Below are 12,351 nucleotides of genomic sequence, written 5' to 3'. Positions count from 1 at the left end.
ACATTAGATGGATACAGCTCGCTTGCGGAAAAATTTACTCCCCTGTTTCCGCAAATTTCTTTATACGGGCACCGATCTCGTCACGAACTCGTTGAAACTCAGGCCATTCTTTTCCCGCAGGATCGTCAAATCCCCAATGGACACGGTTTACATGAGTAGGAGTGGTTGGACAAACGGAATCGGCATGGCTGCATAGTGTCACGATCAGATCAGCCTTGTTTAAAATATCAGAGTCAATGACATCTGATGTTTGATCGGAAATGTCTATGCCAACTTCTTTCATCGCTCGAACGGCATTTGGATTCACACCATGGGCTTCAATTCCAGCAGAAAAAACATTCCAGGCGTTACCTAAGTATTTTTTTCCCCATGCTTCCGCCATTTGGCTTCGGCAAGAATTTCCTGTACATAAAAAGTAAATCGTTTTTTTGTTTTCCATGATGTACACACCTTTTAGCTTCAATTAGGAAATGTGCTGCTAAAATATTTGCGCTTGAACCATAAAGCTACATTAACTAATGCAATCATCACAGGTACTTCCACAAGAGGACCGATGACGGCTGCAAAGGCGGCACCTGAATGAATCCCAAACACTCCGACTGCCACAGCGATAGCTAATTCAAAGTTATTACTACCTGCTGTGAAAGCAAGCGTCGTAGTAACGGGATAATTTGCGCCAATCTTTTTCCCCATATAGAAAGAGATAAAGAACATGAGGATGAAATAGATGAGAAGTGGAATGGCGATACGAACAACATCAAGTGGAACGCTCACGATGTTTTCTCCTTGTGTTGAGAACATGACAATGATGGTAAAGAGTAAGGCAATCAGAGTCATGGGGCTAATTTTTGGGATGAACACTTTCTCATACCAATGTCTGCCTTTAACTTTTACAAAAGTAAAGCGCGTCAGCATCCCGGCAAGAAAAGGAATACCTAGATATATAAACACCGATTTTGCCACTTCCGCCATCGTAATAATAATGACTGCACCCTGAATACCAAGCCATTCCGGGATTACGGTGACAAAGACATAAGCATATACTGAAAAGAAAAGCATCTGAAACAAAGAATTGAAAGCCACAAGTCCGGCAGCATATTCTGCATCACCTTTTGCGAGGTCATTCCACACAATCACCATGGCGATACAACGTGCCAATCCAATCATGATCAGCCCTACCATATATTCTGGTTTATCTGGCAAGAAAATGATGGCTAATAAAAACATCAAAACCGGGCCTATAACCCAGTTCTGAATAAGGGATAGCAAAAGAACCTTAATGTCTTTAAATACGCGCCCCATTTCTTCATATCGAACTTTAGCTAAAGGAGGGTACATCATCAGGATTAAACCTATAGCAATCGGTATGGATGTTGTACCAATTTGTAAGCTATTTAATCCATTGGTGAAAGCAGGAAAGAAAGTTCCGATCATAATCCCTACTGCCATAGCAAGGAAGATCCAAAGGGTCAAGAAGCGATCTAAAAATGATAGTTGTTTCATTGAGCCTCCCACTTTGTCTTAGCAGCAAGAATTGGTTGCTTCTGTTTTTGAATCTACGCAGCAGGATGTGGACTCGATTTTATGAACCTCACTGTCAGACTTTGTGTAGAAAAATTCCCACTCATTACCGTCTGGATCAGTAACCCAAAATTTATCCTGCACAGCATAACAACATGTCGTATCCATCTCGTCACGAGCGAAAAAGCCTTCTTTTTCTAGTCTTTCCTTATGAGTCAGGATTTCATTTGCACTTTCAACCTGGAATCCGAAGTGGTTCACTTGATTTCCGCTTACAGCGTCCCGAACATTCAATGTAAAGTTTAATCCTGGGGTTTCAAGCAAGAACTTAGCATAATCAGGCTTTACCTTTACAGGGTTAACCCCAAAAACTTTTTGATAGAACTCAATAGATTTCTCCAAATTGGTAACGTTAACACCAACATGTACATACTTCATTTAAGATTCCTCCTTTAATTTAAAAACTATTAATCAAAAAAAATTGATATAATGTCTAAAAAAATTAGCAGCAACTGCCTTTGCCTGTTTTCCTGAAGATACAACAAAGCTCTTCCGATAAGAGGTGGTTCACTTCATCATCATTCAAATCGTAGTAACTCCAGGTACCTTTTGTCTCTTTGATAATTAGGTTGGCATCCAATAATATCTTGAGATGATACGATAATTTAGATTGAGGCATGTCAAAAACCTCTGTCAGGTCGCATACGCATGTTTTGCCTCTTTGACAAAGCTCATACATAATTTCAAGGCGCTTCTGATCGGAGAGAGCTTTGAATTTCTTCTCATATTGCTCCAATTTGTGCTTGATATCGTTCATCGATTACAACCTCATTCATCAATTTTTTTTGATGTATTTATTATATGCACGATTACCAAGAAGATGCAATAATTAAATCAATTTTTTTGATATAACATCCTTTTCGATAGGTGATCGCTACACTAGTAACCCTCGACGCCCAAAATCAATGGTGCAAATTTTGTCCACATAAACTCATAAAAGCTGTCAGCAGGAAGGATGCATCGCTTTCGGGCGAAAAGCTGTTTGAATGCGGGCTTTTCATTTAATGTCTCACAGCGCGCATTGATCATTTTGTAGCTGCTCTTCTCATCGGCAGCCCACGACGGCACTAACCCCCATCTCAACTGACCCATACGTCGCTCGCCGCGATCAGCAATAATCGCTGGAATGAACTGACCCGGTGCAATATTGTACCTTGGCTTTGCATCAAATGGAATGACTTCGATTTGGAAGCGTTCCTTCCATTTTTCCAAGTTCGTTACGAGAGTAAAACGGCCGCACATGCTTTTCCCCTCACATCCTTCCATACTAGACGTCTGCTTTTTTCTCTTCTATTTTTACTGTTTCACCCGGCGTGTCATTTCAAACCTTTTATGCGTGTGAAGTAAGAGGAAAACGAAAATGTTCTCTCTCCATTTTTAACGAAGGACGAACAAATAAGACATCCTCTGTCGTGGGCATCAATGCAGATTGGATTTTTTCACTCTCACTATCCGGCATAAAATGAAAATGAATGATCGTTGTCTCAGCCGATATCAAATGAGAAGTGACTGCTTCTAAATCAACTGGCTTTTTACTTACGAGATCAAATACATGCAGGTGGTCATCTTCTTGTTCAAATAGGACAATCACATCCTCCTCTTCGACATAATAGATCGCATCCCGGAAAACGAGAAGAAAGTAAAACATCAACAGATGCTCGCTATCCTTGACGCCCAATCTCGATGAAACGGGGATTCGTTTGGCAGCAAATTCCTTCATGACGATACAATCAGCTTCGTTATCAACATCCAGCTTGCGCAAGGCTGATTTTTGTCCTACTTGCTTTTTCAAATCGGATGCCAATATGTGAAAGCTACTTTCCTGTACTCTCTCTAATCCGAACTTCGGATAAAAATCGAGCACAGTTTCGTTGGCAAACAGATAAATAAAATCGTATTCATTCTCGCATGTTTGAATGATATGGTTCATCAATTTCGCTGCCAATCCTTGATTGCGATAAGCCGGATGCGTCATAACCGTTCCGACCTGAAGTGCCTTATAGTCCTTACCGTTAGATGTCACGACCATCTTACTTACAGAAGCGTTCGCAATGACCTGATCCCCATCTATATAGGAATAGCAGACATAGTTATCATTCCAAAAGCCCTTGTTATACCATTCTTTAAAATCGAGCTGAAAGACCTGCGTGGCGAGGTCATTAAAGCTTTCCTTGTATTTTTCGATATGCTTGTAGTCGCTAATCAATCGATAGTCACCCATGTGAAAGCCTCCCATTCTTTTGTTTGTGCTGTGTGTAATCATTCATTCCTTTTCAGCAATCCCTTCTTTCCAATAAAAAAGACCACAAGAAGATTTCTCTTCTCATGGTCAAATTTATCGTTGTGATGAAGATACCTATCCCGAACAGAATAGATATCATGCACAAACGTGAAATTTGTTTTAATGAGATATAATGCCTTCTAATCGCTTTTGAAAAAAGGTGCAAAAAATAAACCAAGGGCGAGCCCTTCATTTGACCTTTTCCCCTATAAAATTCGTTAGAATTTTACTTAGCGATTATCAGTTTCATCATATTCAATCAAAACCTCTTTTCACGTCAGGTACTTTTACTATATTTTACTTTCAATAAATTGTAAATGAGCAATCCAATTTCTTTCTTTTATTTACTCCTATCTTGTTCTTTCATATGAATGAGCTGTTGTTCCCTTTCCACATCAAAAGTACCCATCTCATTACAAGATAACTCCATTTGCGTCCTGTTACGTAATTTCATGATGACTTCCCTTACATATCCACTTACATTTTTGTAAGCATCGTTATACAAAAACGTCATTTTCTTATATAATTACAAATACTCCCTTCCCGAAAAGGACTGGGGGCACCGTTTTTAAAATGGACCTCGAGGGGGGTGTACGAATGGCGAATGCTCTCAATTTGCCACATACCGCAGCGGCTCATGCAAAGCCTAGAAATAGTGAGGCGATACTTTGCATGAGGTGGTCTCTCGTTTAATCGAATCATCGCCTTCATTTGCGTATCTCATTTCCTATTTCTTGGCTTTGCCCCTTATTTGCCTATTTTTAAATAAGGAGCGAGCAGAAATGAAATGTGTGAAAGCAAATTTAATCCTTCCTGAATCGTTACTCGCAGAAATTCAAAAGTACGTGCAAGGAGAAACCATTTACATTCCGAAAACAAAAGTAGCCCATCAAAAATGGGGGACGCGCACTGGCGGGAGAAAACTCCTGGATGAGCGGAATACGGCTATTAAAAGCAGCTTTCGGGCCGGGACCGCTATTTCTCAGTTAGCGGAGGAATACTTTTTGTCTACAGAGACGATTAAAAAAATCGTGTATACCAAATAGACATTTATAAAGCACTGGTGACCTTTCCATGGGACTGACCCCCGTTTCTAGAACAGGGATCAAAACACCTTACAAGTTTAAGCAGCCAGTCCTCGGAATTCAACCGGCGACTGGTTGTTTAGTTTCGTTTGAATACGAATTGAGTTATAGTAGGTAATATAATCTCGAATGGTTTGTACAACGATTGCCGTCGTTGTACTTGTAAGGCCTTCGAGATAGAACGTTTCTGACTTTAGCGTGGAATGAAACGATTCGATTGGGGCATTATCAGCGGGCATTATCAGCGGGCATTCCCTTGCGGGACATGCTCATGGTAATGCCTTTTCCTTTAACTGCTTCTTGGTAAGCTTGAGACGTGTATACGCTACCCTGATCACTATGTAGCATCATTCCTGGTCGATTAGGAAGTTGATTCAATGTATCTAAGACAAACGAAGTGTCTTGTTTATCTGCTATGGAGTAAGCAACAATCTCCCCGTTGTATAAATCTAAGATGCTTGATAAGTACAACATTTTCCCACCAAACGGCAAATATGTAATATCCGTCACTAACTTTTGCAACGGAGCTTCGGCATGAAATTGACGTTGTAGTAGATGCTCAGCTGATTGTGAAGGTTGTCCCGTTGGTTTACGTTTCTTGATGCGTACTCGACATTGCAGTTGTTCCGCTTGCATAATCCTCTGCACACGCTTGTGATTAATTAGCTGTTCATTCCGAAGGAGTGCCGTGATCTTTCGATAGCCATAGCGGAATTTATGTAGGGAACATAGCTCCCGAATCTTTTCAATTATGAGATCCTTCGGTTTCGTTTTAAACACCGACTTCCATCGATAATAGGTGGATCGGGCAATACCCAACCAAGCGCAAGCTTGAGTAATAGTTACTTCTCCTCTGATGGAGTCCATCCATTTGACCACGCTTTTAGGTGACACCTCCTTTCCAACTCCTTGTACTTTTTTAACACGTCCAGTTGTTGTTTCAAAAATCGATTTTCTGCTTTCACTTTCTCAAGCTCTGAAGTGTACTCAGGGCCTTTGCCAAAGCTATATTGTTTGCCAACAGGTTGTTCTAGTCGATGAAGTTCACCCTCTCGATACCACTTCATCCAGACCTTTAACTGAGTCACATTGCGGATTCCGAGTCTCTCCATAACCTCCTTCACTGGAACACCTGCCAACCTCATTTGAATCGCCTGCTTCTTAACTTCTACTGGGTAACTCACTCTAGTTGTCAATGCAAAAACACCTCCAAGATTGTCCCCATATCTTACGACATGGTTTAGTTCTCTTGAAGGTGTTTTGATTTGTCTCACTTTAAGGGGTCAGTCCCCCATACAGGTTGTCAGTGCTTTTTTATGGCGAGTTTTTTTGTGAAAAGTCTTCTCCCTTTCTCCTCTCTTGCAAACACACTAAAGTAAAGAGGAACCCACCTTACAAGACAGAAACAGGAGGAACCGCAAGATGGAACCTTTTATCCATACACATCAGTATCACTTCATTCAATCACGCGTTCAAGCAATCATGAACGCCTATGCGACCAGTACAGATGTCAATGTGATTCGTGCTCGAAAAGAAATCGCCCATGAAGAAATCTTTCAGTTGTTCCCGAACATGACAGCAGAACAAAAAGAGATTTTGCATCCGATTGACTCGATTAGAGAAAAAGCAGAAGGAAAACAGTTTTTGCACCAGCTTTTACCGTTTGTGATTCCATTCCCAGCTCTCACAGAGTCTTCTATTAAGAAGCTCTTTCCAAAAGTAAAGAAGCTTAAAATCTCGAATTTAGCAGAAATCGATTTTTCAGAAATCTCTTATGTGGGCTGGCTAGACACTGCGACGGAAAAGAAGTATATTGTCGCTTACCACGAAGGAAAACTGTTTGGCATTCACGGGCAGTTTACCAATGTAAATAAGAAAGGCCTTTGTGCGCTCTGTAATCGCTTTGAAGAAATCGGCATGTTCGTCCTTGAAGCAAAAAGCTCTGGGGATGGAACATATTTGAAAAAAGGAAACTTCATTTGCCAAGACAGTGCGACGTGCAATCAAAATATCATTTCGCTAGATAAGCTGAACGATTTTATTGCGCTGATGGTGAAATAAATCTGCAACTAAATTGAAAAAGCCGCCGGGTCTTTCATGCCAGGCGGTCTTTCCTATATGTCCCTTACTTGATCTCGTTCAGACTCTCTTCCAAACGATCCCACGTTTGGGTGATGCCCTCTAGCATGCCCATGTCCATGACAGTTTTGAGGGCCTCTGCAGATACATATTCAGAACGGCTGACCAGCTTCGTCTTGCCACCCATATCGATGAATTCCATCATAACCTCTGTCGAAGGCATGGTATCATTTGTGTTGCCTTCTGCATCTGAAAAGTAATCGGTATAGATGATTTTCTCTGGCTCAACAATTTCCATATAAACGCCTTTGCCCCAAGATTCCATGCCGTAAAAATCACCTTGATTCTTATCGACACATTTCATGCAATAGTGCCAAACACCACCTGGTCGGAAATCGACATTACAAACCGGGAGTTCCCAGCCTTTCGGTCCCCACCAACGCTTGAGATGCTCAGGCTCCTTAAACATCTTGAACACGAGTTCTCTTGGCGCGTCGAATACACGTTCCAGTACCAGCACCCGCTCGTTCTCTACCCTTGAAACCATTGTATTTCTTGACATAGCAATTCCTCCTCATTCATTTGAATGGATCTCAAGTATTTTCCTTGTTTTGCAGTTCCCGCAAATAGTCTTCCAGATTATCAAATCTTTCTTCCATAACTCGCTGGAATGACTTCACCCAAGAATCTAGCGCTCGGAAGGGCTCGGGCCTGAGTTTATATATTCGACGATTGGCTTCAGCCTTCACATCCACGATCCCGTTGTCACTAAGCACCTTCAAATGCTTCGAGGCTTGGGGCTGGCGAAGCCCCAGTTGGTCTGCGATTTCCCCTACAGTTAGAGGACCATCGCGCAAAAGTTCGACGATTTTCATACGATTCGGTTCAGCCAAAGCACTCAGCGTCGCCATGTCCATGCCTGGATTCATCCCCGACATGTCACTCACCTCGTTACATGATGGATTCTACGTTCATCTCATCTCCTTCAGTGTTATTGTGATCATCTTCTTAGGTAAAATATACACCAAAGGGAATATTCCTGTAAAGGAATATTTAAAATGGTTTTGTCATTTTCTTTGTTAGTGATCAATCAATAACTAGTGCTTATCATTTATTTCATGGAAGTACGATTCTGTAAATGCTGGATCGTTGCCGTTATACCCTCCTCGAACTTCGTCGCTGGGATCGGTCCAATAAGCCGTTTATATTTTTCTCCGCTAAGAATCAACGGTGTTTCGGTTAAGTACAGCATCTCGACAACCTCCTTCATCACCGGGACGAACATCCCCAGCAAAGACAAACCCATTTTCCCAAGAGGAATGACAGGCTTCACGGTGCCACTTGCTTTTTGAGCGATTCGAACGATGTCTCGACCGGAAATGATGCCTCCACCTGGAATGTGCCAGTTTTGTCCATAAGCAAACTCACGGCTGGCCAACTCCACAATCATCTTCGCCGCATCCGGCAAATAAACAAACTCGCGAGGAACATGCATATTCCCAATGAAAAGCCCCGGTTTTCCAGCCGCAATTGCCTCAAGTGTGGAACCCAAATACGATGCTTGATTAGCGGTAGGTCCGTAGTAATCCGGTAATCTGACAATCATCGTTCGCGCATGATCCCAGCGACTGCTAAACAGCATCTGTTCAAATGCCAACCTGATTTTTCCTTTCTTCGTATGCGGTTGCTTTGGATGCTCCTCCGTCACTGGTTCTATCTGCTTTCGCCCGTATGGATAAATGCCGTCTACCACAACAACCTTCAAGTCTCTCTTGTTGACGGCTTCCATGACGGCTTCGCCAAGTGGGATCAGCTTGTTTACCATCTCGTGATAAGGGACGTTTGCACAATGGAATAGTACATCCGCTCCTTCCGATGCTGCTACGATGTCTTGAGACCGGAATGCATCCCCGGTGGCCAGTGACAAATGTGCTGGATTCCCTAGCTCTGACGCCATTTGCTCTAGCTTTTGTCTAGAACGTCCAAAAGCAATCGTTTCAACTCCTCGTTTGATGAGCTCGTTTAGAATAGCCGCTCCCGTTCCGCCTGTTGCCCCGACTACAATCGCTTTTTTCATTCGGATCATCTCCACTTGTTTAATTTGTGATTGATCAATCACTAACTAATTTGAACTATAACTTTTTAGTTAGTGATTAGTCAATAACTAATTGTCACAATTTTTTCTCCGCTACACCTCCATTAATTCTGGCATATCCAAAGCTGCTGAAATATTACACAGCATTCCTCTTGCCAGGAAAATAAGTGTTCTCTCTTCCGGGCTCGCAATGCCCGCTTCACGAAAAGCTGTTAGGACGATCTGACGAACCTCCCGAAATCCTTCGCGCATTGCCTCTCGAATCGAAGGCTCTTGAATCGTCTGGGACTGCATTTGAAGAAGTATTTCATTTTGATGGGAAGCCAAAATCTTTTCATATGCCTTGATTAAATCTGTTTCCAATTGCTCTTTGGATGCGGAATCCACAACGAGACGGAAAGAGTCAATGATCCGCTCCCACGACGCCTCCAAGGCTGCCTGTAACAAAGCTTCCTTCGATGCAAAAAACTTGAAAATATACGGCTGGGAAATCTTTGCACGCTCTGCCACTTGCGCTGTCGTTGCCCGGAAATACCCGATTTCAGCAAAGACTTCAATGGCAGCAGAGATGATTTCCGTTTTACGATTGACCGACGTCATTGCAAGATCGCCTCCCTTTTAGTGATTAATCAATAATACCTGATTATACGTCAGTTTGTGATCGGTTTCAAATGACGTGTATCACTCCCATACAGACTTGCCACAAACTTCGTGATATTTTCAAGAAGGGTTGTTGCAAATGATTAAGAAAGCCTTGATGATTCTAGCAGTAAGCTCTGTTGTCACGGTACCAAGTTTAGCCATAACCGCCCACGGAGCAACACTCCCTTTACATAAGAAATCGGTCTCCTTCGCAGCTAGCACTACCCAGTATGACTGGAAAGGAAAAGAAACTTCCTCTACATCAACTGAGATTAAGCACGGAACTACTACAATTAAAAACGCTGCATTTGGTGATCAAATTTGGGTAATGCTAGGCTCCCCTATTCCAGCCGGATGGGTGATAGTGAATAGTACGACACTGACATTTCTTAAGTAGATTTTTATTTTCCGAATTTTTGGTATTTTATATGTTATCTAGAGTGTATGTGTGTTATTATTGGATCGGAAGTTATATTTTCCCAATTTAGGAGGTGAGTAACAATGTTTAAGAAATTACTTCAAAAAATTGGTGCTAACTCAATCCGCCCATGTCCTCGGGAGTGCATACCAGCAGGAAAACATTGCATGTGTCCCGCTTAATGTCAGATAGTACTTAAAAAGGCCGTCCCAACAGCTATTTGCGTGGCAGAGGGATGGTCTTTTTCCGTATACCTATCATCCTCATTTCGTTCATACTTATAAGGAGGAAGATTTATGAAAAAATTTGCTCTGTTTGGTATTGCTGCTGCATTACTTCTATCGCTTTCATTTCCTGGTGTTAGCAGCGCAAAAGAACAACGTGTACCATGTGAAGCTGACGGGTATTGCGGATGGCCGACTTATAGCGCTTAACACCAACACATCCAATAAAGACTGAGACGAACGACATCTGCCAATACAAATACTAGTGATTGTTGGCGACAAAGGTGCTAAGGGATGTATAAGAAGTTTATGATTGATATGAAGTAGTAAGGTTAAAGAAAGCAAACGTAAAATCTACATTGTTTATTTTAATCAAACATCATGCACCGACTATTTAACTAGCGGTATGATGTTTTTCTTTTTTCATTCGTGATACTATTTCACCAATCAAACCATTTAAAGGCGGATCAAATTATGAAAAAACATATATAGAATGAAGCTTTCAATTACCGATTTGTAAAAGAACTGGTTTCATTTTCTATTGAATCGTTTTCTTTGTGTTCCTCGTCTTAATGAACAAACGTATTTAGCAGGGAGAAGATAGCATGAAAAGTCTTTTGAAAATGATGATTGGTTTGGCCTTTGCTTTTTGGTTCTTTATTCTTTGGGCTTGTAAATCGCTTCTTTCAAGTGATATTCCAGTAACCATTTCGACCTGGGACACGATCCTTTTCTCTTTCAGTTATCTCGTTTCTACGGTAGTAGCTCTACTCTATGTCAGGTTCACGTATAATGGAAAAATACATATCTTCCTGTCTATTCCTACACTTTTGTGGGGACTTTCTATTGCTCAAGTATTTACCCATCAGTATCACCCCTATGATACGCTGATGAGTGTTATTGGCTTTATAGGCTCTGGAGCGATTATGTTCTTTTCGATTTTGATGCAGCGTAAATCTCCGAATTTTACCTAGAACACATGCTACATCACTATATCCATGATTGGCTGGGGTGAAAAATGATTTTATCTTTTTTCCGTGATTGGGCTGAATGCAAGTCTGCAGAATTACAAAAATCTAATATCTCTTCGGAAATTATCAATTGTGAATTTGTCGACAGTAAGATCGTTCATGACCCTTCTTTAAGAGTTATTCATGAATCCCAGCTTTGCATTGGTCAGATTATTGTGTGGAAGTCACAACAATTTGAAATGGAAATGCTGCATATCGAATCTGAAGACTTAATTTATTGGAAGTATCTTGAGAAAACAGACTCCAATTTTGACGAAATCACTTCAGATTATTTCCAAGTTCTTCAAACCGGCTTTAAACTTTGACACCGTACACAATTTATAAAAATATTCATGTTCTTAAATCACTTAGTCACGATAGAATGGTAATACATGGAAAATAAATCTACCAAGGAGGTGAATGATCATGCTGAAGAAGCTCCTGAAAAAGTTAGGTTCAAATTATTCAATTGAGCCTTGCGGAGATTCATGCATTATTTATCATGGCAGATGCTTATGCCCTTGGTAGAAGTAGCTAAGTTCCAAGAAGGCTGTCCCAAATGCCATGAATGTGGCTAAGCGATAGCCTTTTTTCGTCGTTTATCCCCCTACTGATTTAACATTATTGAGCTGTTGGACATGACAAGTAACAGGCTGTTGCATGCCCAAATTTCCCACTTACTGTGATATCGCCCTTACATAGCGCCTTAATTTGCATAGCTTGAGTTTGAGGTTATTCCTCATACACTTGAAGGGGTGATATCGATGGGATTCTTTGACGACAATTTTGCTTTAGTTTTGGTTCTTTTCGTTTTATTAACAATTGTTGCTTGTAGTTGTGATGAGTGCTAATTTCTGTCCAATGTTATGGGCGGCTAAGCTGCCCTCCTTCTCCCTCTTTGGCATCATTGAGCTTTGATCCCATCTTTTTGTCCAC

Annotated in this window: 16 protein-coding genes and 1 pseudogene; 6 read left to right on the top strand and 11 right to left on the bottom strand. The window is 41.3% G+C overall.

The window, feature by feature from the left end; all coding sequences use genetic code 11:
- Positions 1-34: 34 nt before the first annotated feature.
- The 6 genes from arsC to HP399_RS14020 all read right to left on the bottom strand — a co-directional run bounded on the left by arsC (position 35) and on the right by HP399_RS14020 (position 3,802).
- Positions 35-439: an arsenate reductase (thioredoxin) gene (arsC, locus tag HP399_RS14045; protein ID WP_015891621.1), complete on the bottom strand. Its 405-nt coding sequence runs from the start codon at positions 437-439 to the stop codon at positions 35-37.
- Positions 440-459: 20 nt separating this feature from the next.
- A complete protein-coding gene (gene arsB / locus HP399_RS14040; RefSeq protein WP_173619588.1) occupies positions 460-1,503 on the bottom strand; it encodes an ACR3 family arsenite efflux transporter in 1,044 nt (347 codons plus the stop codon).
- A gap of 18 nt (positions 1,504-1,521) precedes the next feature.
- On the bottom strand, positions 1,522-1,959 hold the full coding sequence (locus HP399_RS14035) for an ArsI/CadI family heavy metal resistance metalloenzyme (RefSeq protein ID WP_173619589.1): 438 nt from the start codon (positions 1,957-1,959) through the stop codon (positions 1,522-1,524).
- Between the two features lie 64 nt (positions 1,960-2,023).
- A complete protein-coding gene (gene arsR, locus HP399_RS14030; protein ID WP_007716712.1) occupies positions 2,024-2,338 on the bottom strand; it encodes an arsenical resistance operon transcriptional regulator ArsR in 315 nt (104 codons plus the stop codon).
- Between the two features lie 122 nt (positions 2,339-2,460).
- Positions 2,461-2,823: an SOS response-associated peptidase gene (locus tag HP399_RS14025; protein WP_370642721.1), complete on the bottom strand. Its 363-nt coding sequence runs from the start codon at positions 2,821-2,823 to the stop codon at positions 2,461-2,463.
- A gap of 88 nt (positions 2,824-2,911) precedes the next feature.
- On the bottom strand, positions 2,912-3,802 hold the full coding sequence (locus HP399_RS14020) for a GNAT family N-acetyltransferase (protein WP_173619590.1): 891 nt from the start codon (positions 3,800-3,802) through the stop codon (positions 2,912-2,914).
- Between the two features lie 842 nt (positions 3,803-4,644).
- Between HP399_RS14020 and HP399_RS14015 the strand changes: the two genes are divergently transcribed.
- Positions 4,645-4,908: a CD3324 family protein gene (locus HP399_RS14015; RefSeq protein ID WP_173619591.1), complete on the top strand. Its 264-nt coding sequence runs from the start codon at positions 4,645-4,647 to the stop codon at positions 4,906-4,908.
- Positions 4,909-4,985: 77 nt separating this feature from the next.
- Here the strand turns inward: HP399_RS14015 and HP399_RS14010 are convergent.
- Positions 4,986-6,143, bottom strand: a pseudogene (locus tag HP399_RS14010) (IS3 family transposase).
- A gap of 226 nt (positions 6,144-6,369) precedes the next feature.
- Between HP399_RS14010 and HP399_RS14005 the strand changes: the two are divergent.
- Positions 6,370-7,008 carry a FusB/FusC family EF-G-binding protein gene (locus HP399_RS14005; protein ID WP_173621368.1) on the top strand — a complete coding sequence of 213 codons (639 nt, stop codon included), beginning with the start codon at positions 6,370-6,372 and terminating at the stop codon, positions 7,006-7,008.
- Positions 7,009-7,072: 64 nt separating this feature from the next.
- Here the strand turns inward: HP399_RS14005 and HP399_RS14000 are convergent, their stop codons facing one another.
- From HP399_RS14000 to HP399_RS13985, 4 genes are all read right to left on the bottom strand, one after another.
- Positions 7,073-7,588 carry an SRPBCC domain-containing protein gene (locus HP399_RS14000; protein ID WP_173621369.1) on the bottom strand — a complete coding sequence of 172 codons (516 nt, stop codon included), beginning with the start codon at positions 7,586-7,588 and terminating at the stop codon, positions 7,073-7,075.
- A 31-nt stretch (positions 7,589-7,619) separates the two neighbouring features.
- Positions 7,620-7,964, bottom strand: coding sequence for an ArsR/SmtB family transcription factor (locus tag HP399_RS13995; RefSeq protein ID WP_173621370.1), 345 nt, complete (start codon positions 7,962-7,964; stop codon positions 7,620-7,622).
- Between the two features lie 173 nt (positions 7,965-8,137).
- A complete protein-coding gene (locus HP399_RS13990; protein ID WP_173621371.1) occupies positions 8,138-9,103 on the bottom strand; it encodes an SDR family NAD(P)-dependent oxidoreductase in 966 nt (321 codons plus the stop codon).
- Between the two features lie 111 nt (positions 9,104-9,214).
- Positions 9,215-9,721: a TetR/AcrR family transcriptional regulator gene (locus HP399_RS13985; protein ID WP_173621372.1), complete on the bottom strand. Its 507-nt coding sequence runs from the start codon at positions 9,719-9,721 to the stop codon at positions 9,215-9,217.
- A gap of 756 nt (positions 9,722-10,477) precedes the next feature.
- Between HP399_RS13985 and HP399_RS13980 the strand changes: the two genes are divergently transcribed.
- The 4 genes from HP399_RS13980 (at position 10,478) to HP399_RS13965 (ending at position 12,266) form a co-directional block, all read left to right on the top strand.
- Entirely contained in the window at positions 10,478-10,615 is a 138-nt protein-coding gene (locus HP399_RS13980; RefSeq protein WP_157230862.1) for a hypothetical protein, read from the top strand.
- A gap of 395 nt (positions 10,616-11,010) precedes the next feature.
- Positions 11,011-11,379, top strand: a complete 369-nt coding sequence (locus HP399_RS13975; protein WP_173621373.1) for a hypothetical protein — start codon at positions 11,011-11,013, stop codon at positions 11,377-11,379.
- A 44-nt stretch (positions 11,380-11,423) separates the two neighbouring features.
- Entirely contained in the window at positions 11,424-11,741 is a 318-nt protein-coding gene (locus tag HP399_RS13970) for an immunity protein TriTu family protein (RefSeq protein ID WP_173621374.1), read from the top strand.
- Positions 11,742-12,179: 438 nt separating this feature from the next.
- Positions 12,180-12,266, top strand: coding sequence for a YjcZ family sporulation protein (locus tag HP399_RS13965; protein WP_016743434.1), 87 nt, complete (start codon positions 12,180-12,182; stop codon positions 12,264-12,266).
- The last annotated feature ends 85 nt before the right edge of the window (positions 12,267-12,351 follow it).

It is taken from the genome of Brevibacillus sp. DP1.3A, assembly GCF_013284245.2.
Classification (GTDB): domain Bacteria; phylum Bacillota; class Bacilli; order Brevibacillales; family Brevibacillaceae; genus Brevibacillus.
Note: the sequence above shows the minus strand (reverse complement) of the source record. Positions and strands in the feature narration are given on the sequence as shown.